This window comes from Peribacillus suis (assembly GCF_059384845.1).
The window spans coordinates 2,524,772-2,546,041 of record NZ_CM182019.1 but is presented as its reverse complement, the minus strand read 5'-3'; the positions used below and the strand labels follow the sequence as shown (position 1 = coordinate 2,546,041).

Annotated in this window: 25 protein-coding genes; 21 read left to right on the top strand and 4 right to left on the bottom strand. The window is 39.9% G+C overall.

Translation table 11 applies throughout. From position 1 onward, the window contains the following. Positions 1 to 8: 8 nt before the first annotated feature. Positions 9 to 572, bottom strand: a complete 564-nt coding sequence (locus AC503W_RS12380) for a GNAT family N-acetyltransferase (protein ID WP_402956626.1) — start codon at positions 570 to 572, stop codon at positions 9 to 11. Positions 573 to 722: 150 nt separating this feature from the next. Between AC503W_RS12380 and spoIIM the strand changes: the two genes are divergently transcribed. From spoIIM to lysA, 17 genes are all read left to right on the top strand, one after another. Continuing rightward, positions 723 to 1,367: a stage II sporulation protein M gene (gene spoIIM, locus AC503W_RS12375; protein ID WP_402956628.1), complete on the top strand. Its 645-nt coding sequence runs from the start codon at positions 723 to 725 to the stop codon at positions 1,365 to 1,367. Positions 1,368 to 1,490: 123 nt separating this feature from the next. Beyond that, a complete protein-coding gene (gene fur, locus AC503W_RS12370; protein ID WP_402869878.1) occupies positions 1,491 to 1,949 on the top strand; it encodes a ferric iron uptake transcriptional regulator in 459 nt (152 codons plus the stop codon). A 179-nt stretch (positions 1,950 to 2,128) separates the two neighbouring features. Continuing rightward, positions 2,129 to 2,356, top strand: coding sequence for a YqzK family protein (locus tag AC503W_RS12365; RefSeq protein ID WP_402869295.1), 228 nt, complete (start codon positions 2,129 to 2,131; stop codon positions 2,354 to 2,356). 5 nt (positions 2,357 to 2,361) lie between these two features. Then, on the top strand, positions 2,362 to 3,255 hold the full coding sequence (gene xerD / locus AC503W_RS12360) for a site-specific tyrosine recombinase XerD (protein WP_402869293.1): 894 nt from the start codon (positions 2,362 to 2,364) through the stop codon (positions 3,253 to 3,255). Between the two features lie 300 nt (positions 3,256 to 3,555). Further along, positions 3,556 to 4,743 carry a phosphopentomutase gene (deoB, locus tag AC503W_RS12355; protein WP_402956630.1) on the top strand — a complete coding sequence of 396 codons (1,188 nt, stop codon included), beginning with the start codon at positions 3,556 to 3,558 and terminating at the stop codon, positions 4,741 to 4,743. A 12-nt stretch (positions 4,744 to 4,755) separates the two neighbouring features. Next, the gene (locus tag AC503W_RS12350) at positions 4,756 to 5,568 is read left to right on the top strand and encodes a purine-nucleoside phosphorylase (protein WP_402956632.1); all 813 of its coding nucleotides are present in this window, start codon (positions 4,756 to 4,758) and stop codon (positions 5,566 to 5,568) included. A 66-nt stretch (positions 5,569 to 5,634) separates the two neighbouring features. Next, a complete protein-coding gene (locus tag AC503W_RS12345) occupies positions 5,635 to 6,939 on the top strand; it encodes a pyrimidine-nucleoside phosphorylase (RefSeq protein WP_402869288.1) in 1,305 nt (434 codons plus the stop codon). 207 nt (positions 6,940 to 7,146) lie between these two features. Next, positions 7,147 to 8,313 carry a D-alanyl-D-alanine carboxypeptidase family protein gene (locus AC503W_RS12340; protein WP_402956634.1) on the top strand — a complete coding sequence of 389 codons (1,167 nt, stop codon included), beginning with the start codon at positions 7,147 to 7,149 and terminating at the stop codon, positions 8,311 to 8,313. A gap of 130 nt (positions 8,314 to 8,443) precedes the next feature. After that, positions 8,444 to 8,794 carry an anti-sigma F factor antagonist gene (spoIIAA, locus tag AC503W_RS12335; protein WP_402869284.1) on the top strand — a complete coding sequence of 117 codons (351 nt, stop codon included), beginning with the start codon at positions 8,444 to 8,446 and terminating at the stop codon, positions 8,792 to 8,794. A 1-nt stretch (position 8,795) separates the two neighbouring features. Continuing rightward, on the top strand, positions 8,796 to 9,236 hold the full coding sequence (gene spoIIAB, locus AC503W_RS12330) for an anti-sigma F factor (protein WP_402869282.1): 441 nt from the start codon (positions 8,796 to 8,798) through the stop codon (positions 9,234 to 9,236). Between the two features lie 13 nt (positions 9,237 to 9,249). Continuing rightward, complete coding sequence (sigF, locus tag AC503W_RS12325) at positions 9,250 to 10,017, top strand: RNA polymerase sporulation sigma factor SigF (protein ID WP_402869281.1); 768 nt, start codon at positions 9,250 to 9,252, stop codon at positions 10,015 to 10,017. Positions 10,018 to 10,342: 325 nt separating this feature from the next. Further along, positions 10,343 to 11,638, top strand: coding sequence for an NCS2 family permease (locus AC503W_RS12320; protein ID WP_402869279.1), 1,296 nt, complete (start codon positions 10,343 to 10,345; stop codon positions 11,636 to 11,638). 166 nt (positions 11,639 to 11,804) lie between these two features. Continuing rightward, positions 11,805 to 12,422, top strand: coding sequence for a stage V sporulation protein AA (locus AC503W_RS12315; RefSeq protein ID WP_427686875.1), 618 nt, complete (start codon positions 11,805 to 11,807; stop codon positions 12,420 to 12,422). Next, the gene (locus AC503W_RS12310) at positions 12,412 to 12,834 is read left to right on the top strand and encodes a stage V sporulation protein AB (RefSeq protein WP_402869275.1); all 423 of its coding nucleotides are present in this window, start codon (positions 12,412 to 12,414) and stop codon (positions 12,832 to 12,834) included. Before AC503W_RS12315 ends, AC503W_RS12310 begins: the two co-directional genes overlap by 11 nt. A 39-nt stretch (positions 12,835 to 12,873) precedes the next feature. Continuing rightward, the gene (gene spoVAEA / locus AC503W_RS12305; protein WP_427686877.1) at positions 12,874 to 13,452 is read left to right on the top strand and encodes a stage V sporulation protein SpoVABEA; all 579 of its coding nucleotides are present in this window, start codon (positions 12,874 to 12,876) and stop codon (positions 13,450 to 13,452) included. Next, entirely contained in the window at positions 13,436 to 14,920 is a 1,485-nt protein-coding gene (locus AC503W_RS12300) for a spore germination protein (RefSeq protein WP_427686879.1), read from the top strand. The genes spoVAEA and AC503W_RS12300 overlap by 17 nt, the downstream gene beginning before the upstream one ends. A 274-nt stretch (positions 14,921 to 15,194) precedes the next feature. After that, positions 15,195 to 16,523: a diaminopimelate decarboxylase gene (gene lysA, locus AC503W_RS12295; protein ID WP_402869269.1), complete on the top strand. Its 1,329-nt coding sequence runs from the start codon at positions 15,195 to 15,197 to the stop codon at positions 16,521 to 16,523. A gap of 119 nt (positions 16,524 to 16,642) precedes the next feature. Here lysA and AC503W_RS12290 read toward each other — a convergent pair whose 3' ends face one another. Beyond that, positions 16,643 to 17,512, bottom strand: a complete 870-nt coding sequence (locus tag AC503W_RS12290; RefSeq protein ID WP_402869268.1) for a DUF1002 domain-containing protein — start codon at positions 17,510 to 17,512, stop codon at positions 16,643 to 16,645. Between the two features lie 560 nt (positions 17,513 to 18,072). On the opposite strand from AC503W_RS12290, the gene AC503W_RS12285 reads away from it, so the two are divergent. Further along, entirely contained in the window at positions 18,073 to 18,408 is a 336-nt protein-coding gene (locus AC503W_RS12285) for a GNAT family N-acetyltransferase (protein WP_402869266.1), read from the top strand. A 32-nt stretch (positions 18,409 to 18,440) separates the two neighbouring features. Here the strand turns inward: AC503W_RS12285 and AC503W_RS12280 are convergent, their stop codons facing one another. Further along, positions 18,441 to 18,977, bottom strand: coding sequence for a DUF309 domain-containing protein (locus AC503W_RS12280; RefSeq protein WP_427686881.1), 537 nt, complete (start codon positions 18,975 to 18,977; stop codon positions 18,441 to 18,443). 159 nt (positions 18,978 to 19,136) lie between these two features. Then, a complete protein-coding gene (locus AC503W_RS12275) occupies positions 19,137 to 19,229 on the bottom strand; it encodes a YjcZ family sporulation protein (RefSeq protein ID WP_402869262.1) in 93 nt (30 codons plus the stop codon). A 217-nt stretch (positions 19,230 to 19,446) separates the two neighbouring features. Between AC503W_RS12275 and AC503W_RS12270 the strand changes: the two genes are divergently transcribed. The 3 genes from AC503W_RS12270 to AC503W_RS12260 are packed head-to-tail and all read left to right on the top strand — an operon-like array spanning position 19,447 to position 21,254. After that, positions 19,447 to 20,214 carry a segregation/condensation protein A gene (locus AC503W_RS12270; protein ID WP_402869261.1) on the top strand — a complete coding sequence of 256 codons (768 nt, stop codon included), beginning with the start codon at positions 19,447 to 19,449 and terminating at the stop codon, positions 20,212 to 20,214. Further along, positions 20,201 to 20,782 carry an SMC-Scp complex subunit ScpB gene (scpB, locus tag AC503W_RS12265; protein ID WP_402869259.1) on the top strand — a complete coding sequence of 194 codons (582 nt, stop codon included), beginning with the start codon at positions 20,201 to 20,203 and terminating at the stop codon, positions 20,780 to 20,782. The genes AC503W_RS12270 and scpB overlap by 14 nt, the downstream gene beginning before the upstream one ends. Positions 20,783 to 20,840: 58 nt before the next feature. Beyond that, the gene (locus AC503W_RS12260; protein ID WP_427686883.1) at positions 20,841 to 21,254 is read left to right on the top strand and encodes a hypothetical protein; all 414 of its coding nucleotides are present in this window, start codon (positions 20,841 to 20,843) and stop codon (positions 21,252 to 21,254) included. Positions 21,255 to 21,270 lie beyond the last annotated feature (16 nt).

Sequence of the window (21,270 nt, the reverse complement as noted above, 5' to 3'; positions counted from 1 at the left end):
GGCTCTTTTTAGTTTATTATTTTTGCATAAATGCAAGTGTCTCGTAATGTCTTGCCGTCGGCGCTTAAAGCATCATTATGTAAAATCCCTTCCAGGGTAAATCCAAGCTTTTCAGGAATCCGTTTGCTGGTAAGATTATTGGGATCACAACGGATTTCAATTCTCTTGGCCCCATAATGATTAAAGGCGAATCTTGTTAACCTTTCTACCACTTCAGTTATATATCCTTTGTTCCTGTATTCCGTATCGATCCAATAACCGATTTCAAACTTGGGGATGTCCCAGTTAATTCGATGGAGGCCAGTGGAGCCTATGAATTGACCGTCTTCTTTCCTATAAATATGGAGTCTAATATCTTCTTTTAAGATAAAATCAGCATATGCTTTCAGGACATTCTTTTCTGAAGCTTCTATTGATGGTTCTTGCTGGGCAAATGGAAGCCATCTCTTCAACTCGTTTCGTGAACGGACTATGGCTTCATAAACGTCAAGTCCATCTCCCGGTAGGCAAGGTCTTAAATATAAGCGAGAAGTTTCAATTTTTTCTGGAAAATCCATTAGTATAGCTTTCATAGTACCCCTCCAAACAACTTTATGGAAAATTATAACACGTCTTTTGTGAAAAATGTTCTACGACTCTGTAAATTACGCTTGAATCCTTGTCATAAATAAAACAGAAAAAACATAGATTCTAGTAAGTGGAGTTGGGAGGATAGATAAAAGATGAAAAATAGATCTGCCATACAAAATGCTGTAAGGAAACATGTTAACGAACATTCCTCATTATACGTTTTTATCACTGTACTCTTTTTAATGGGTGTCATTTTTGGTGCTGTTCTCGTAAACAGTTTGAGCTTTACTCAAAAGGAAGATTTGTTCTACTATTTATCACAATTCTTCGGACAAGTTTCCAAAGGGGAATTTGCTTCTTCACACGATATGTTCAGTCAAAGTCTTATGCATAACCTTAAATATATTGGGGTCATCTGGATTCTTGGGGTTTCGGTTATCGGTTTGCCAGTGATATTAGTACTGTTATTTGTAAAAGGTATGGTTGTGGGATTTACGGTCGGATTTTTAGTCAATCAAATGGGGTGGAGTGGATTCCTATTATCATTTGTGGCAATCCTACCGCAAAATATATTCATTGTCCCGATCTTTATCGTGATCACGGTTCTGGCCGTATCGCTATCCATGAAGATGATCAGCCGCATTTTTCTTAAACAGGTTCGGGAGCCTTTAAAGCCGATTATTTCCCGCTATGTTTTTTCCTTGATCTTGTCTGGGGTATTTTTAATTGCAGCAGCTGCATTTGAAGCATATTTATCCCCTTCCTTAATGAAAAATGTCGTAAGCTTCTTGGGGTAATGAAGGATAGCTACGCATTCATCATGATTTTTTTGCTATTAATAAGGAAATCTATTTTGACAGTTTTCCCTCATTTGATATAATGTATAAGATAGCGGCGCGGGAGGGAATATTGGTATGGAAATAGAAAATAGAATTGATAGAATAAAAAAGCAGTTGCACTCGTCCAGCTACAAATTAACGCCTCAGCGAGAAGCGACCGTCCGCGTTTTACTTGAGCACGAAGAGGATCATTTAAGCGCAGAAGACGTTTACCTCCTTGTCAAAGAAAAGTCGCCGGAAATTGGATTAGCAACGGTATACCGTACGCTAGAGTTGCTGACTGAATTGAAAATAGTAGATAAAATTAACTTTGGAGACGGAGTTTCCCGTTATGATTTAAGACAAGAAGGCGCAGCGCATTTCCATCATCATCTGGTTTGTGTGGAATGTGGAGCGGTAGATGAGATCCAACAAGACTTACTTGAAGACGTGGAAGCCATTGTCGAGCGTGACTGGAACTTCAAGATAAAAGACCATAGATTAACCTTTCATGGCATTTGTCATCGATGTCATGACAAAGTCGAAGATAAAGATGAATAAAGTCGGACCTTCTCCCCTACCTGGAGAAGGTTTTCTGGTTTTAAAAGAAAATAGTTTGCCTGTTTAACCTGGGTTAGAAATAGATAGAACTTTTTTTCCTCTTCTTTACCGAAAGATGTATAAAACTTGTCCCGATGGGCATAGATTGATACAAAGTGCTCGGATAGGGAGGGGAAAGCATGAAAACGTCATTGAAGCTAGTTTTACATACAGCTAAAGTGATGATACTCTTCGTTAGCTTCACTGTTCTTTTTTACATAGGAATGGTATGGTTAAATCAGGAATATCATAGTTATCATCGGTACGATGAACCAAAAGGCACAGCTGTCAAAGTATCAAAAGCTGTTGATACAGGTGATGATGCATGGTTTGAACGCTTAATGTTGTTTTATTTAAACGGGGAGTAATGAATATGGAGAATCAAATTAAGGATTTCATTCATTTTTTGACCATTGAAAAGGGTCTTGCCAAAAACACACTCGTCTCGTATGAACGTGACTTGAAATCATATTGGGCCTATTTAATGAATGTAGAAATGATTACCGATTGGAATGACTCACGTCGGGCAAACATCTTACACTTTCTTGCTCATTTGAAAGACCAAGGGAAATCGTCGAAAACCATTGCCCGCCATATTGCTTCAATCCGATCCTTCCATCAATTTCTCCTTCGTGAAAAGGTGACTGACCAGGATCCAGCTCTACATATAGAAACACCCAAACCTGAAAGAAGCCTTCCAAAGGTGTTAAGCATGGAAGAGGTGGAAGCCTTATTGGAAGCCCCAAAGGTAATGAACGAATATGGATTACGTGACAAAGCGATGCTTGAACTGATGTATGCGACAGGAATGCGTGTCAGTGAATTGATCTCAATGGATGTGAGCGATGTACATGCGACGATGGGTTTTGTCCGTTGTATCGGAAAAGGGGATAAAGAAAGAATCATCCCTATCGGACAAACAGCACTGGGGGCCATCGGGAATTACTTAGATAGTGCCCGTGGTAAATTTGCCAGTCCAAAGCATCGGACGGATTCACTTTTTTTGAATCACCATGGAAACAGGTTGACGAGACAGGGATTTTGGAAGATCTTGAAAAAACTCGTGAAAGAGGCGAGAATCGAGAAGGAAATTACACCGCATACACTAAGGCATTCTTTTGCCACCCATCTTTTGATGAATGGAGCAGATTTACGGGCCGTTCAGGAGATGTTGGGGCATGCGGATATTTCGACGACTCAAATCTACACACATATTACGAATGTTCGGATAAAAGATGTATATTCTAAATTTCATCCAAGAGCTTAGGAAATTAGTAGATTGAAAGTGTAGGAGGAAAGGCCTCCTGCACAAGTAATGGTGAAACAGCCATCAGGAATAGGTGGCCCAATTTATTGGACCATGATAAGCTGGAACTATAAAAATCTTTTTTGAAATTATGAGTCTGTTTTCCTATATAAAGATTAAGGTACATAACAATTGTCTAAAACGATTGGTATCGTTTACAATAAAGAGGTCAGACTTCTGACGTTTCGGTTATTGTAGGTTAAATGGACAATATACGGGGAATATAAAAGGGTATAATACTATTTACTGGAGGGAATTAGCATGGAAAAAAATTCAGCATTTAAACGCATTTTTGTAGTTGTAATGGACTCAGTTGGGATTGGCGAAGCACCGGATGCAGATTTATTCGGTGATAAAGGAGCCGATACACTTGGCCATATAGCTGAGAGAATGAATGGATTGAACATGCCGACTCTTTCTAAAATGGGTTTAGGCAACATCCGGGATATTAAAGGTATCGCAAAAACAGAGCAACCGATTGCTTACTATACAAAAATGAAAGAAGCGTCAACAGGAAAAGATACGATGACCGGCCATTGGGAAATAATGGGTCTTAATATCACTACACCATTTCAAGTATTTCCGAACGGTTTCCCTGAGTTATTAATCAATGAACTTCAAGCGAAGACGGGACGTTCAATCATAGGGAATATACCTGCAAGCGGAACGGAAATCATTGAAAGACTTGGCGAAGATCACATGAAAACGGGAGCTTTAATTGTGTATACATCCGCTGATTCTGTTTTACAGATTGCCGCTCATGAGGACGTAGTCCCATTAGACGAGTTATATAAAATTTGTGAAATTGCACGAGAGTTGACGATGGCTGATGAATATAAGGTTGGACGCGTTATTGCAAGACCTTTCATTGGAGAGCCAGGAAGTTTCAAAAGAACACCTAACCGTCATGATTATGCATTGAAGCCATTTAACAGAACGGTAATGGATGAAATGAAAGATGCTGGGTTGGATGTTTTGGCAATTGGAAAAATCTCGGATATCTTTGATGGTGAAGGAGTCACCGAATCATTACGTACAGTCTCCAATATGGACGGAATGGATAAATTAATCCAAACCATCGATCAAGACTTTAAGGGATTAAGCTTCTTGAATCTAGTGGACTTTGATGCCTTATATGGTCACCGTCGTGATCCGGAAGGCTACGGAAAGGCTTTGGAAGAGTTCGATGCTAGAATGCCTGAAGTGATAGAGAAGCTGACAGAAGATGACTTGTTGATCATCACGGCCGACCACGGGAATGATCCGATTCATGAAGGTACAGACCACACTCGTGAGTATGTTCCATTATTAGTTTACTCAAAACGTTTCACAAAAGGCACGGAGTTACCAGTAAGAGATACTTTTGCTGATATTGGTGCAACAGTTGCCGCTAACTTTGATATAAAGATGCCTACATATGGGAAAAATATTTTAGGCGACGTGAAATAAGGGAGGGTAAATATGTTTAATAGCATTGAAACAGCTGCTGAATTTATAAAGAACAAAGTGGATGGGACTCCAGATATAGGCTTGATTCTTGGATCTGGTCTTGGGGTATTGGCAGATGAAATTGAAAACCCGATAATTATCCCTTATCATGAAATCCCGGAATTTCCCGTCTCGACTGTAGAAGGACATGCAGGTCAGCTTGTCATCGGAAACCTGAGTGGCAAACAGGTTGTAGCCATGCAAGGTCGTTTCCATTTTTATGAAGGATACTCAATGGAGAAAGTCACTTTCCCGGTACGTGTGATGAAACTGCTTGGTGTTGAAACATTAATCGTAACCAATGCTGCTGGAAGTGTGAATGAAAGCTATGCACCGGGAGATCTGATGATCATTACGGACCATATCAATTTAATGGGAACTAACCCATTGATTGGTGCGAATGAAGACCGCTTTGGTCCTCGTTTCCCTGATATGTCAGAAGCTTATAATAAAGAATTGCGGGCAAAAGCTAAGACGATCGCTTCTACGCTGGGCTTGGATGTAAAGGAAGGCGTCTATATTGGGAATTCTGGGCCGACCTATGAAACTCCGGCAGAAGTAAGGATGGCAAGAGTTCTTGGTGGGGATGCAGTGGGCATGTCCACTGTTCCGGAAGTTATCGTTGCTAGACATTGTGGGATGAAAGTACTGGGGATATCTTGCCTTACAAACATGGCTTCTGGTATTTTGGACCAGCCCCTGTCACACGTGGAAGTTATTGAAACGACAGAAAAAGTAAAAAGCAGTTTTCTGGAGTTTGTTAAGTCGATTGTTAAAGATTTATAAATCGGATTTAAAATAATACAAGCACAGTCGAAACTAAGGCTGTCTTTAAAGAATGGGGAATGACTTATGAGAATGGTTGACTTAATCGCAAAAAAACGTGATGGAAAGACACTTTCCACTGAAGAGATTCAGTTTATTGTGGAAGGCTTTACAAATGGAACGATTCCTGATTATCAAATGAGCGCATGGGCAATGGCAATCTATTTTCAAGAGCTGAACGAGCAGGAGCGTGCTGATTTAACGATGGCCATGGTAGAATCCGGTGATCAAATAGATTTATCGATGATAGAGGGAATTAAGGTCGATAAGCACTCTACAGGTGGCGTTGGTGATACGACCACACTTGTTCTTGGACCATTAGTGGCAGCTGTAGGCGTTCCAGTGGCAAAAATGTCAGGGCGCGGCCTTGGCCATACAGGTGGAACCATCGATAAATTGGAATCCGTTAAAGGGTTTCATGTGGAAATTGAAAATGATGAGTTCATTGAACTTGTCAATAAAAACAAGATAGCCGTTATTGGTCAAAGTGGTAATTTAACTCCTGCAGATAAAAAGCTTTATGCATTACGTGATGTAACGGCTACCGTCAATAGCATCGGGTTGATTGCTGGTTCCATCATGAGTAAGAAAATAGCTGCTGGTGCAGATGCGATTGTTCTTGATGTGAAAACGGGTGCAGGTGCATTCATGAAGACACTTGAAGATTCCGAGAAACTGGCACATGCAATGGTGAGCATAGGAAATAATGTCGGCCGTAATACGATGGCAGTCATTTCAGACATGAGCCAGCCTCTTGGTTACGCAATCGGGAACGCTCTTGAAGTTAAAGAAGCGATTGATACGCTTAAAGGTGAAGGTCCGGAAGATTTAACGGAACTATCTTTAACGTTAGGAAGTCATATGGTGTACCTTGCTAAAAAAGCGGGCTCCCTTGAAGAAGCCAGAACCCTGCTTGAAAATGCAATCAAGGATGGTTCAGCGCTTCGTTCATTCAAAATCTTCTTGGAGGCACAGGGAGGAGACGGCTCAGTTGTAGAACAGCCAGAAAAACTTCCACAGGCTGCATACACTTTTGAGCTTGAAGCTAAAGAAGACGGATATGTATCGGAAATCGTTGCTGATGAAATCGGTACGGCTGCCATGTTATTAGGTGCTGGACGTGCTACTAAAGAATCGGAAATTGATTTGGCTGTAGGTCTTATGCTTCGTAAGAAAATCGGTGAAACCGTGGCTAAAGGTGAATCACTTGTAACCATATACAGTAACTTTGAAGATGTTTCAAAAGTAAAAGAGAAATTATACGAAAACATTACAATTTCCAAGGAAAAAGTTGAAAAACCAACGTTGATCTATAAAGAAATCATGGAATAATGATTCGCCAAGCAGGTCACTCTTTTTAAAAGAGTGACCTTTTTTTACGTTCAGCATAATTTTATTCAGGCAACAAGGTCCTCTGTTTTTGTATATTCCTCATTAAAACTGTCCTCTCCCTTTTTAAATAATAATTCCACCAACTTATTTGTATAAAAATGGCTTATATGGAAAAAATGGAATATATAAAGATTGGAGGCTATGGAGATGAAGCGGATTCTTTCTCTATTTTTAATCGTGTTACTAGCAACTGGCTTTAGCATCCCGCATACTCAAGCATCAGAAAAAAAAGGTGTCAACTTAGCGGAAAATGCAAAATCAGCTATTTTAATTGAACGGGATACAGGTACAGTTTTGTATGATAAAAATGCAGATGAACGTCTTTCGCCTGCTAGTATGACGAAGATCATGACGATGCTCTTAATCATGGAAGCCATCGATAAAGGTGAACTCAACATGAAGGATAAAATCAGGACGAGTGAGTACGCTGCATCGATGGGAGGTTCTCAAATCTTTCTTGAATTAGGAGAAGAAATGACTACCGAACAAATGCTTAAAGGGATCTCGATCGGTTCTGCAAATGATGCATCGGTCGCTATGGCAGAGCATCTTGCTGGATCCGAAGAAGAATTCGTCAAACGGATGAATAAGAAAGCAAAAGACCTGGGATTAAAGAACACGAAATTTCAAAATGCAACAGGCTTACCAGTTAAGGACCATTACAGCTCGGCACATGATATGTCCATCATGGCAAAGGAATTGTTGAAATACGACATGATTACAAGATTCACGGGTACATACGAGGACTACCTCCGTGAAAATACAGATAAAAAATTCTGGCTTGTGAACACGAATCGACTAGTGAAATTTTACCCGGGAGTCGATGGATTAAAAACAGGGTTTACGAATGAAGCCAAGTATTGTCTGACAGCTACGGCGAAAAAAGGGAATATGCGTGTTATTGCTGTGGTGTTCGGTGCGGCTTCTCCGAAGGAAAGAAATGCCCAGGTAACGAAAATGCTTGATTATGCCTTTTCACAATTTATTACCTATCCGATTTACAAACGAGGAGAGGTCTTGGGCGAATCGAAAGTAAGCAAGGGCAGCAAAAAGATGGCAGTAGGGGTAACAAGTGAACCAATATCTGTTTTGACGGCCAAGAGCGGTGCGGCAAAAGACTTTACGAAAAAGGTTATTCTCGATAAAAACCTAAAGGCTCCCATTCAAAAAGGAGATCAAATAGGAACGCTCCAATTGATTAAAGACGGAAAAGTATATGTCGAATCACCGATTGTTTCAAAGGAAACTGTTGAAAAAGCCAGTTGGTGGCAACTGTATAAACGGGCATTCGGCATGTTTACACAAACGAAATGATTAACTTGTCGGAAAGGCGTGTAAATATACTAGTTTAGGCGAATGGCCACTAGTTTTGCCAGGAAGAAGGAATCTGAAGATTAAACAGAGAATTTGACTCATTATAAGACAGTGAAGGAGGCTGTATATAGTGAGTCTTACGATTGATATGGAGGCGAAGAGTAGAATATTATGCATTCGTCTCAAAGGTGATTTAGATCATCATACAGCAGAAAAGTTAAGAAAACAGGCAGAGGCGGCCATTCAAAAGCATGATATCCAACATATCATCCTTAACTTGGATGAACTGCATTTCATGGACAGTTCTGGATTGGGCGTAATTATCGGTCGGTATAAACAGGTACATCAGAAAAATGGTGAGATGGTTGTCTGTGCAATTTCTCCAGCAGTAAAGCGGTTATTTGAGATGTCAGGTTTGTTTAAAATTGTTAAACTAGAACTATCCGAACAAAACGCTTTGCAAAGACTGGGGGTTGCCTAACATGAAAAATAAAATGGAAACGAAATTTTCAGCACTTAGCCAAAATGAATCATTCGCAAGGGTGACGGTTGCGGCATTCATTGCTCAATTAGATCCCACGATGGATGAATTGACAGAGATTAAGACGGTCGTTTCTGAAGCGGTCACGAATTCAATCATTCATGGATATGAAAACGATCCGGAAGGGTGGGTCTACATTTCTGTAGTCATCGAAGGAGATACGGTCGAAGTGACAATTCGTGATGAAGGATTGGGCATTGAGGATGTTGAAGAGGCTAAGCAGCCACTATTCACGACGAAACCCGAACTTGAACGATCCGGCATGGGATTTACGATCATGGAGAACTTCATGGATGAAATCCATATCATTTCGCATAAGGGCGAAGGAACGATCATTCGATTAAAAAAGCACTTAACTACAAGCAGAGCTTTGTGCAATTAAGGGAGACTTGCATATGGATGTGGAGGTTAAATACGAGAAGAGCAAGAAAGGCCAGACCCATTTAAAAGATGAGGAATTGCGTAGGTTGATTAAACTCAGTCAGAGTGGGGACCAGGATGCAAGGAACTTAATTGTCAACAGCAATCTAAGGCTTGTATGGTCCGTTGTCCAAAGGTTCCTCAATCGTGGCTATGAACCGGATGATTTGTATCAGATTGGCTGCATCGGGTTATTAAAATCAGTTGATAAATTTGACTTAACGTTTGAAGTGAAATTCTCGACGTATGCTGTCCCCATGATCATTGGTGAAATTCAACGGTTTATCCGTGATGATGGTACTGTGAAAGTAAGCCGTTCTTTAAAGGAAATGGCGAATAAAATCCGTCGGGCCAGAGAAGAACTTTCAAAAACGCACGGTCGTGTTCCGACTGTCAATGAATTGGCAGAACATCTTGAATTATCACCTGAAGAAATTATCATGGCCCAAGAAGCTAGCCGTAGCCCTTCTTCCATTCATGAAACGGTTTATGAAAATGATGGAGACCCAATTACTCTTCTCGACCAGATTGCCGACCATAATGATTCATCGTGGTTCGACCAAATCGCTTTAAAAGAAGCCATCCAAGAATTGAATGAACGGGAAAGGTTAATTGTTTTTTTGAGATATTATAAAGACCAGACTCAGTCGGAGGTCGCCGTTAGGCTAGGAATATCACAAGTTCAAGTATCACGGTTGGAGAAAAAAATCCTTCAGCAAATGAAAGACCACATGAATCGTTGATTCATGTGGTCTTTCATTTGCTGGGAGAAAAAGTGGGATTTTGGAAATAGTAAGGAAGTGAAGGGGAAGTGTGCCACACAACATTTGGTAGGAATGTTGAAAAGGAAATATATATTTGTGAAAAAAGAAGAAAAAACGAATTTTTTAGTTGAATTTGAAGTTAAAAACGAATATTATAGTAAAGGTCGCTGGTTTCATTCGGATTTAAAACTATTTTCATAAGGTTTTTATCTCGTTGAAATTTGAAAGATGAAGTATTAATGCAAGGTCACCTTTGTGCAAGCGATTGAATGGTGTTTCCTTAATATATGGAGGTCAGAAAAATATGTTTTTAGAAAAGTTTTTTTCCTTAAAAGCAAATGGGACGAATGTTCGCACTGAAATTATGGCAGGTGTTACGACATTCTTCACCATGGTTTATATTATTATTGTCAATCCTGCTTTATTATCTTCAATAGGAATACCATTTGAACAGGTCTTTATGGCGACCGTCATTTCTGCAGTCCTAGGTACCTTAATTATGGGATTATTAGCGAAGTATCCGATTGCCGTTGCACCAGGTATGGGGCTGAATGCTTATTTTGCCAGTGTGGTAGGTGCACACGGTCTTTCTTATCAAACAGTTTTTGGTACAGTTTTCATAGCAGGTCTATTATTTATTCTGGTAAGTGTTACGAGCTTGCGCAAAATGATTATTGATGCCATCCCAAATTCGTTGAAATTTGGAATCACATCTGGTATTGGTCTATTCATCGCATTTATGGGTTTGAAAAATGCGGGGATTGTCGTACCGAATGAAGGAACCATGGTTTCACTCGGGGATTTACACCAACCAGGCACCGTTTTGGCCCTTATAGGTTTATTATTCACTCTAATCTTGATGTCTCGGAATGTTAAAGGAGCTATCTTCATTGGCATGATTGTTACAGCAATCATTGGTTACTTTATGGGGATGCTGAAATTTGATGGAATTCTATCAACACCACCTTCACCGGTCTTTTTCGATATTGATATTGCTGGAGTATTTAGCAATTCTTTATATACAGTCGTATTTGCCTTTTTACTTGTAACGATATTTGACACGACAGGTACATTAATTGGAGTGACGGAACAAGCGGGATTAACGAAGGATGGAAAGATCCCTCGTGCTAAAAAGGCCTTCTTGGGAGACGCTATTGCCACGACGGTTGGCTCGTTGTTTGGAACAAGCCCATCAACCGCTTATGTTGAATCGAGTACTGGAGTAGCAGCTGGAGGACGTACGGGCTTAACTGCCACGGTCGTTGCCATCTTATTCGCTCTTTCCATTTTCTTTTCTCCATTAATAGCGGCCATTTCCTCCGTTTCTGCCATCACGGCACCTGTATTGATAATTGTAGGTTGCTTGATGATGGAAGGTCTTGCGAAAGTGGATTGGAAAACATTTGATGAAGCTTTTCCGGCATTTGCAATCATATTAACGATGCCGCTTACTTCAAGCATATCGACAGGGATTGCAATGGGGTTCATTACCTATCCTTTGATGAAATTCTTCAGTGGAAAAGGTAAATCCGTTCACCCGCTCATTTATATTTTTGGCGTGGTTTTCTTGATTCAAATGATCTTCTTCCCAACTCATTAATTTATAAATATTTTACAAAAAGACATGCTGATATCCGGCATGTCTTTTTTTTATTTCATTTCTTTGAATTAGTAATATTTGGACATCATTTTCTTTCTGCATTTTCACTCTGTTTCCAATCCATACTACTATTATAAGGAAATAAAAGGTCGGGATGTGAAAAGTGATGGCAGTCATTTACACCAGAATGAGGAACCGGGTGCATGTAAATGTAAACCAAAAGGTAAGAATAAAAGATATTGCAAAAATTATTGGTCCTGAAGAATTGGTTTCTAGCATTGAAGGGGCCCTTTTATTAACGGTGAATAGTGAAGATAAGAATATCATTATCATCGATTTGGCCCAACTCATCATGGCCATACAGGCAATCGATCCACATATCGAAGTGGAGACATTTGGTCCCTCCCAGACAATCATCGAAGTCATTTATCCCAAAAAGAAAATGTCTTTCGTTACTTTCTCCGTTATCTGGTTGCTTATGTTCATTGGAGGGGGAATTACCATCATGAATTTCCATGTGGATGTAAGTATGGGAGAAGTTCATCAAAAACTCTTTACGCTAATAACAGGAAGGGTTGATGAAAAGCCTTTGTTGATCCAAATACCCTATAGTTTCGGTATTGGGATTGGAATGATTTTGTTTTTTAATCACTTCTTTAAAAAACGCTTTAATGAAGAACCTAGCCCACTCGAGGTTGAAATGTTCAATTACCAGCAGGATTTAGATCGGTACGTCATTATGAATGAGAATAATGAGAGCGTGCGTCATCTCGATGACAGGTAATATCATTTTCGGGATTTTTGTTGGGCTAGCCGGCGGTGTCGCTACAGGTGCTGGTTTTGTAGCTTTTCTGACTGTACTTGGTGTCATACCAAGGCTGACACAGCTGACAAAAACGTTAAAAATGGTTCGGTATTATGAAGTGGCCATAATTTCAGGAGTGGTCGGAGGAACATGGTTTGGCCTACAGGGGACGACCTTTGCTCTTCCTTCTTTCTTATTAATTCCAATCGGACTTGCGGACGGTATTTTTAATGGAATGCTTGCAGCTGCACTGACTGAGGTGTTGAATGTTTTCCCGATCTTGTCCAAACGAGTAGGCATACAAGATAAAATCATTTATCTGTTAATGGCACTAGTGTTAGGTAAAATAGTTGGATCCTTATTTCAATGGATTTATTTTGTCGATTTATAAGAACGACCATACGCATACCTGATGAAAGGAAGGCTCCTGATGGTGACCAAACGAAAAGTGATATTGATAACAGATGGAGATGTATATGCAAATCGTGCTGTTGAGCTAGTTGCAAGAGAAATCGGAGGGCGCTGCATTTCAATGTCACAAGGGAATCCGTCCCGTTATACAGGTTTGGAGCTGGTAGACCTTATAAAGAAAGCGAAGAATGACCCCGTGTTGGTCATGTTCGATGATAGTGGCTTCATGGGTGAGGGATTCGGTGAAACGGCGATGAAGGTGGTTGCAAGCCATCCTGACATCCATGTCCTGGGCATCATAGCCGTTGCTTCGAAAAGTAGAAGGGAAGAGTGGACTAAGGTGGATGTCTGTATCGATAGGGATGGGCAGTTGACGGAAAATGGGGTGGACAAATTCGGAGCCCAGGAATTTGAGATAGGGAAGATAACCGGGGATACGGTGTATTGCATTGATGAGTTAAAAGCTCCGATCGTTGTAGGCATTGGAGACATTGGAAAAATGTCACACCAGGACGACTTTAAAAAAGGAGCACCAATCACAAAACTTGCTGTGCAAATTATATTGGAAAGGAGCGGTTTTGATGGCATCAGAGGATAAACAAAATATGAAGCCCATTCCGACTAACGTGGTGGAAGTCGATACTTTCATGGAAAAGAGGGTCGGTCTGGGTGTCAGTTTTGATTTAGGCGTAAGGAAAATAAAAGTTTTAAGAAAAGAAGTTCACCTTTATTATGTGAATGGACTTACGGATACGGAATTCATCATTGAACTTCTTAACTCGATGGTCCATTCTCAAAATACGGAAATAAAAACGACAAAAGTATTTGATTTCATGAAAAATTTACTCGTTCACCAATCTGTGGAAGAAATACGTACGATGGATGAGTTGGTTGACCAAGTCCTTTCCGGTTTAATCGTCATTGTGATGGATGGATACGATATAGGGTTGGTTGTCGATGTCAGGAGTTACCCTGGACGACAGCCTGAAGAACCCGATACAGAAAAAGTTGTCCGTGGTTCTAGGGATGGATTTGTAGAAAATATCATTGTAAATACAGCCATCACTAGACGGAGAATCAGGGATGAGAGATTACGTTTCGAAATCATGAAGGTCGGCGAACGCTCTAAAACGGATATTGCGATAGGGTATATTAAAGATATAGCGGACCCGGGTTTAATTGAAATCGTTCGTACAAAATTGGAAGATATAAAAATAGATGGGCTAACGATGGCGGATAAAACGGTAGAAGAATTTATCGTTAAGCAAGGATATAATCCATACCCTCTTGTCCGATATACAGAGCGTGCTGATGTAGCCGCAACACACTTACTGGAAGGCCATGTACTAGTCTATGTGGATACCTCACCTAGTGTCATCATCACCCCTGCTCCCCTCTTCCATCATATGCAGCATGCAGAAGAGTACAGACAATCCCCAGCTGTTGGAACAATGGTACGGTGGACGAGATTTCTCGGGATAGCCGCTTCGTTATTTTTGCTTCCATTGTGGTTGCTGTTTTGTTTAGAGCCTGACTTCCTTCCAGATAAACTAGAATTTATCGGGCCAAATGAAAAAACGCATATTCCGATTGTTGTCCAAATTTTCATTTCGGATATCGGGATCGAATTTTTACGTATGGCCGCCATCCATACCCCGACCCCACTTTCAACTGCAATGGGATTAATTGCTGCGGTCTTGATCGGACAGATTGCTATTGATGTAGGGTTATTTGTGCCGGAAGTCGTTCTTTATGCATCGGTTGCGACCATTGGGACATTTGTCACCCCAAGTTTGGAATTAGGGGTTGCCAATAAACTGTCTCGATTAGCTTTGATCGTTTTGGTTGCCTTGTTCAAGCTGCCTGGGTTAATCATAGGAATAACGCTATATATCATTTTATTAACGAGCATAAAAGCATTGAATACACCCTATTTATGGCCGTTAATCCCGTTTCAACCAAGAGCCTTGTCACATATTATATTAAGAAGACCTTTTCCAGGTTCCAGAGAACGGCCGAGTATCGTCCATCCACAGGACAAATACAGGCAGCCAAGGAAATCTTAAGGTTGATGTTGTCGAAAAGTTGTGTTAATTTAATTTTATTCGAATAAAGCAGTAAAGTGGCTTCACAAAGAGTTTGGGCTCTTTGGAGTTAAACCAATCTGATTTCGAACTACGCAATTATATTTAATGGGAACGTGTAGAAACAGGTAAATAAGAATAGTAAACGAGGAATTTGGATGAGGAGATTTAATGGGATATCATCCTTTTCGAGGAACCTCTTACGATCCCCTCACTTCATTTAACCGTAAGTTTGGATCAGGAAGGTGAGACTATTATGCATTTGTTTGGGACTAGTCATGTAAATGACCGTGGACATCTACAAATTGGCGGAGTGGACACTGTTAAGTTAACAGAAAAATATGGTACGCCGTTATATGTCTATGATGTAGAGTTAATACGCGAACGGGCAAGAGGATTTAAGCGGACATTTGAAGAATTGGGAATACCGGCTCAGGTGGCGTACGCAAGTAAAGCATTTTCATCCATTGCCATGATTCAATTGGCCGAACAGGAGGGCTTGTCACTCGACGTGGTCTCAGCGGGGGAATTATATACAGCCATCAAGGCTAATTTCCCAACCGAACGTATCCATTTCCATGGGAATAATAAAAGTGTCGAAGAGTTACATATGGCACTAGATTACCAAATAGGGTGTATTGTGGTGGACAACTTTTCTGAATTGACACTACTTGAAGAAATCTGTTCAAACCGAGAAGAAAAGGTCAGAATTCTTTTACGTGTGACACCTGGCATTGAAGCGCATACACATGATTATATTTTAACAGGGCAGGAAGATTCGAAATTTGGTTTCGATCTAATTAATGGTCAGGCGGAAGGCGCCCTTAAACAGGCGTTAAAAAGCAAGTGGCTTGAAGTGCTCGGGTTGCACTGCCATATAGGTTCCCAAATCTTTCAAACCACTGGCTTTCTTTTGGCCGCCCAAAAAATCATTGGCAAGCTAAGAGAGTGGCATAAAGCAATTGGTTTTCAGCCAAAGGTGCTAAATTTAGGCGGAGGCTTCGGAATCCGTTATACAGAAGAAGACGATCCGCTTCCAGCATCTCAATATGTAGAAGAAATCGTGAGGGAAGTGCAAATACAGATTGCCCAATCTGATTTAGAAATGCCGGAGATTTGGATTGAACCTGGTCGCTCCTTGGTCGGAGATGCAGGTATCACCTTATATAAAGTGGGTTCAGAAAAGGAAGTGCCGGACGTCCGCAAATACCTAGCTGTCGATGGGGGCATGAGCGATAATATTCGTCCAGCCTTATACGAAGCGAAGTACGATGCGGTACTAGCCAATCGCCCACTTGATCCAGTGGAGGAGACGGTTGCTATTGCCGGGAAATGTTGTGAAAGCGGAGATATGCTGATTTGGGATTTACCCTTGCCAAAAGCTGGACGAGGAGATATTTTAGCTGTTTTCTGTACAGGGGCTTATGGGTATTCCATGTCTAACAATTATAACCGGATTCCGAGACCTGCGGTGGTTTTCGTTGAAAACGGGGAAGCGCGTTTAGTCATCAGGCGTGAAACCTTCGATGATCTTATCCGTCATGATTTAGCTTTTCACGAAGCGGTTGGTTTGAATAAAGAATAATCAAAAAGAGGATGTAACTCCTTTTTTAAAATAGTAAAAGGCAGAAACGTGATGAACGTATCTGCCTTTTGCTATTTATTTACCGGTCGTACTTCTAGGTACCGCCATTTTATTGTGAATCAGCTAAAAAAAGATTTGATAGCATCTATAAGACTATTGAAGACATCCTTTAATTTATCTAGAAATGATTGTCCTTCTTCAGATTCAAGGAAGTTGGACAATTTATCTTTAGCTTCTGTCAATTGGTCACCAACGGCGTTCCAATCAATATTCAATTCTTTTAATTTATTGAATAGATCGATCAGGCTTTGAATTTGCCCTTCATTTAAGACTAGGCCAAGATCATTTGCAGCGGATTCTACGATCTTACGAACATCCTCTGTAGTGGCAGGAGGGTTGTCTGCCATTTTCTCTTTGATTTTCGTTACGAGTGCAGAAGCCTCTTCCGTACCGATTTCATCTCCCAATTCAGCAGTGGTGACCATTTCTTCATTGGCAGCCTGTTTTACATCTTCGGAGATTGCTTTATCAGAAGATAATTCATAGGCTTTAATGACACCTGTTAAGGCAGCTGTACCGGAAACTGGAATAGGTGCTGTGACATAAACGGTAGCATCTTTAACCCCAGCAGTCGCAAGGGCATTGATATACATTTCATCAGTTACCCAATTAATGTTCTTGGATTCCAATTTTAGGCCTGTGCCTTTTTCCTCAAGCGTAATGGCAGAAGAGGATATAGCTTTTGTACCTATTAATCTGCTAGCTATATAATCTCCCAAATATTCATGTTCTTCCGCATTGGTGACTGTCAGGACCTCCACATCGTCAGGTGCTTTCATTTCTGAAAGGAGCATGCTTTTTTGTTCTTTAGACAAATTTTCTCCTAGTGTAACGATCATATCGCCAACTGCGGCATCCGCAAAGGCCTTATAAGGCAATAACAGACATAATAAAATGGTCACAATGACCCATTTTTTTGGACTTTTCATGATTTTCCTCCTTAACTTTTCCTCTGTTCTTAATAGATTATAACCTACTGATAGGGTTACATTAGATTGGACGAATCGAAGCGAAAAAAAGATACAGTTTTTATTAATTTTTTTCACCAAAAATTAGTCCCTATTAAAGTAGCTGAACGATCTTCCATCATTCGTAATGAAGATACAGGCCATGAAACCATTATATCCTTTATCAATGTAGTAAAAACAGAGCGAGATTGCAAGGGGATTTGTCAAAATGTGCTAAGTTATAGTAGAATGAATTCGATATTTAAATAGTTATTCATAAAAATAAAGGGAGTATGGGATGAGAAGGAGTAATAAAACACTTTTACTTATGATGCTTGTTGTGGCTTTGATATGGGGAATTATCTACTGGACATTTATCGCGTAGCACTAGGGAATCTATAATTCAAGTGCTGAAAGTGATGTTGAAACGAATAAAGTTTTTATGTATGATGTAAATGTCATAAGTGAGAGTAATCATCAAAGTGTATAAACTAGATAAACAGGTAAATAATAAAAAACGTTATTTAGTAACGAGGGATATTATGTTGATTAAGTATAAGAAAAGTTATGAAAAGTTTGCCATGGGGTTATTATCTTTCATGCCAAATGAAAAAGAGATAAAAGTGCTTCGGAATACCATGAAGAATTATGAAACAGATGAAAATTTGCAGTTATTCTTATGGAAAGATGAAGAAATCGTCGGCTTGATTGGAATAGAGACAAGTTCCAATTTCATCGAGATTCAACATATATCTGTAAATCCTTCTTTCCGTAAGCAAGGGATAGGCAAAGAAATGGTTAGGTCAGTGAAGGAACAATACCCTGACAAAGAATTAAAGGCAAACGAGCATACGGAAAGTTTTATTGAAAAGTGTTGAAAAACTTATCTAATCAAAAATAGAGGATGCTCTCATGAGCGGTCCTCTATTTTTAATTTCCTTAAGGAAAGTTGTTTGGCCCTTTCCAAGATAACGTCAGAACGATCGCGTGTTAAATGTTTATCGACCAACCCTACATTCGTACAATCACTGTCCATGCACCACGTGTATCCGTTCTGTTTGCATAAGGTTTGGCAATGTGCAAGTAATTCCGGGTCATTAATGGGAAGGTTAATGCTTCTATAGGGTTTTTTAAGCAACATTCGTTCATGTGTCAGTTGAAGCAAATCGAGCAGGGCTTCGGGATCAAGACCCAATTGTCGCAGCTCGGCTTTTTTTAAATGAAGGTTGGATATGGCCTTTGCAAGAGTTCTTGTAGCCCCTGCATTATTGCCCCTGCGATCATGGTATAGGGCAACGGCGATTTGAATCAGGCCGACCCAATGTGAATCACGTTCTTTAGGAGCTGTTTCTTTCCAATACTCTTCAAGTATTTCGTGACACTCAAAGTAATCTCGAGTTCCGTGAAAATGGATGAGGAAAGAGAGATAGTCTTCAGGTAAATGCAATAATAACCCCTCCTTGTGCCTTATTTTCCCTTAGGTTAAGAAAGCTTTTTTAGACGATTACCGCTTTTTAAGTATAAATACCATAGTACCATAAAAAAATGTCCAGAAAAATAAGGAAAGCTGATTGCTATGCAATCAGCTTGTGTCGTCAGTTTTCAATTATAACCAAGAAGCACCGACGATAACTAATAAAATGAATAATACTACGATAAACGCAAATCCGCCACCAAAACCTCCTGCATTGCCACCCATATAAGTACCTCCTTTATTCTGCTTATCTTACATTCTTAGACTATGTTCATTTTATAAATATGATTGGGCAACGACCCAATTTAAAAAATCCGCATGAAAAAACTTTAAATCAAGCAGAGCTTTATTTGTAATGGATAAAGGGCCGGTAATCCTCTATACTTGATTAATGAAGAAATAGGCCAATTAAAGGCCAATTAGATTTAAATGGGGTATTTTGATGGGTTATAATATTAAAATTGATGCATTCGAAGGACCGATGGATTTACTCCTTCATTTGATAAACCGTCTAGAAATAGATATTTATGATATCCCTATGGCTGATATCACAGAGCAATATTTAGGCTATATCCATACGATGCAGCATCTTGAATTAGATATTGCGAGCGAATATTTAGTCATGGCCGCTACTTTACTCGCCATCAAAAGTAAAATGTTGCTGCCTAAGCATGAAGATGAGCTATTGATGGATGAAGATGGGGAATTATTCGAAGAAGATCCTCGTGACGAACTTGTAGAGAAACTATTGGAATATAAAAAGTATAAATCTGCAGCAGAAGAATTCAAAGAACTGGAAGAAGAACGGAACTTGATATTCACTAAACCGCCAAGTGATCTTTCTGAATATGTAAAAGAAACGGAAAGTGAATTGCAGGAGTTAAATGTTAGCCTTTACGATATGTTGGGTGCCTTGCAAAAGTTGCTTCGCCGGCAAAAGATTCAAAAGCCCCTTTATACAAAAGTGACGAAACAAGAGATTTCCATTGAAAAACGCATGGAAGAAATCATGGCAGACCTCCAAACGTTTAAAGGTAAGAAGAGCTTTTTTGATTTGTTTCCAGAGCCAGTCAAGGAGCATATAGTGATTACATTTTTAGCGGTATTGGAACTGATGAAATTAAATGAAATTAAAGTTGAACAAGAAGATAATTTTTCGGAAATCATGATTGTAGCTAAGGAAGGTGTAGAACCAGTTGGAAGTTATTAATTGGAAAGGGATACTCGAGGCCCTTTTGTTTGCATCCGGAGATGAAGGTCTTTCCATCAAGCAAATTGCCTCAGTCCTTGAAATCACAGAATATCAAGCAACGGACATCATTGAAAGTTTAAAGGAAGACTATCTCACGGATACACGGGGGATTCAAATTATTGAAATAGCCGGTGTGTTCCAGCTGGCAACTAAGAAAGAACACTCCGATTATTTAAAGAAACTTGTGGAAACATCCAGTTCACAAGGGTTGACACAGGCAGCTTTGGAAACGTTGGCCATAATCGCCTATAAACAGCCGATTACGAGAGCGGAAATAGATGAGATACGCGGAGTGAAAACAGACCGTCCGATTCATACGCTTGTTACGAAAGTTTTAATTAAAGAGGTAGGTAGAGCTGAAGGGTCTGGTCGCGCTTATTTATACGGCACAACGAAAGAGTTTTTAGATTACTTCGGACTAAAATCCATAAACGAGTTGCCGCCACTTGCCGATAATACGGAAGAAAGCTTCGAAAACGGAGAAGCTGATCTGTTTTTCGAGAACTTCCAAAAAACAATCGAATAACAAATCTTCATGATTTTGTGATAATATAGAAAAAAATGGATGTTTGGAGGGGTTGCAGGTGCGCATTGTAGCGTGCAATGGGTATGCACTTGAAAAAGAAAAATCAAATTCTCCCGAGGAATTCTTTAACCGATCCACTGTCAAATACATACAGGCCGGTGAAGAAAAGGTATTGAACGTATTGTATCTTCGTTACTTCGATGAGATGATCGCCCGTTGGACTCCATATCCCCAAAATCCCGTTTTCAAAAGCCTGAATAGAGATATCTATATGGCTGATATTATCGCTTTGATTTGTCTCATCAAAGAACCAAGTTTGTCCAGCCGAAAGCGAATATATATAAATTCAGAAAAAGAGTTAGCAAGTTACCTTCTAAATATAAACTTTCCAAAACTAGAGGAAGTGTTTAGATCTATTGAACAAGCTAAACCATATGATATTAAAACATATTTAGACTTTTATCAATCATAATCATTATGAGGAGGGT

Coding starts and splice junctions, on each gene's coding strand:
- AC503W_RS12270 (WP_402869261.1), top strand. CDS start 19,447: ATGGGTTATAATATTAAAATTGATGCATTCGAAGGACCGATGGATTTA.
- xerD (WP_402869293.1), top strand. CDS start 2,362: ATGGAGAATCAAATTAAGGATTTCATTCATTTTTTGACCATTGAAAAG.
- AC503W_RS12300 (WP_427686879.1), top strand. CDS start 13,436: ATGGCATCAGAGGATAAACAAAATATGAAGCCCATTCCGACTAACGTG.
- deoB (WP_402956630.1), top strand. CDS start 3,556: ATGGAAAAAAATTCAGCATTTAAACGCATTTTTGTAGTTGTAATGGAC.
- AC503W_RS12290 (WP_402869268.1), bottom strand. CDS start 17,512: ATGAAAAGTCCAAAAAAATGGGTCATTGTGACCATTTTATTATGTCTG.
- AC503W_RS12380 (WP_402956626.1), bottom strand. CDS start 572: ATGAAAGCTATACTAATGGATTTTCCAGAAAAAATTGAAACTTCTCGC.
- spoIIM (WP_402956628.1), top strand. CDS start 723: ATGAAAAATAGATCTGCCATACAAAATGCTGTAAGGAAACATGTTAAC.
- AC503W_RS12275 (WP_402869262.1), bottom strand. CDS start 19,229: ATGGGTGGCAATGCAGGAGGTTTTGGTGGCGGATTTGCGTTTATCGTA.
- AC503W_RS12340 (WP_402956634.1), top strand. CDS start 7,147: ATGAAGCGGATTCTTTCTCTATTTTTAATCGTGTTACTAGCAACTGGC.
- AC503W_RS12320 (WP_402869279.1), top strand. CDS start 10,343: ATGTTTTTAGAAAAGTTTTTTTCCTTAAAAGCAAATGGGACGAATGTT.
- AC503W_RS12285 (WP_402869266.1), top strand. CDS start 18,073: ATGTTGATTAAGTATAAGAAAAGTTATGAAAAGTTTGCCATGGGGTTA.
- spoVAEA (WP_427686877.1), top strand. CDS start 12,874: ATGGTGACCAAACGAAAAGTGATATTGATAACAGATGGAGATGTATAT.
- AC503W_RS12350 (WP_402956632.1), top strand. CDS start 4,756: ATGTTTAATAGCATTGAAACAGCTGCTGAATTTATAAAGAACAAAGTG.
- lysA (WP_402869269.1), top strand. CDS start 15,195: ATGCATTTGTTTGGGACTAGTCATGTAAATGACCGTGGACATCTACAA.
- AC503W_RS12365 (WP_402869295.1), top strand. CDS start 2,129: ATGAAAACGTCATTGAAGCTAGTTTTACATACAGCTAAAGTGATGATA.
- sigF (WP_402869281.1), top strand. CDS start 9,250: ATGGATGTGGAGGTTAAATACGAGAAGAGCAAGAAAGGCCAGACCCAT.
- spoIIAB (WP_402869282.1), top strand. CDS start 8,796: ATGAAAAATAAAATGGAAACGAAATTTTCAGCACTTAGCCAAAATGAA.
- AC503W_RS12345 (WP_402869288.1), top strand. CDS start 5,635: ATGAGAATGGTTGACTTAATCGCAAAAAAACGTGATGGAAAGACACTT.
- AC503W_RS12310 (WP_402869275.1), top strand. CDS start 12,412: ATGACAGGTAATATCATTTTCGGGATTTTTGTTGGGCTAGCCGGCGGT.
- AC503W_RS12315 (WP_427686875.1), top strand. CDS start 11,805: ATGGCAGTCATTTACACCAGAATGAGGAACCGGGTGCATGTAAATGTA.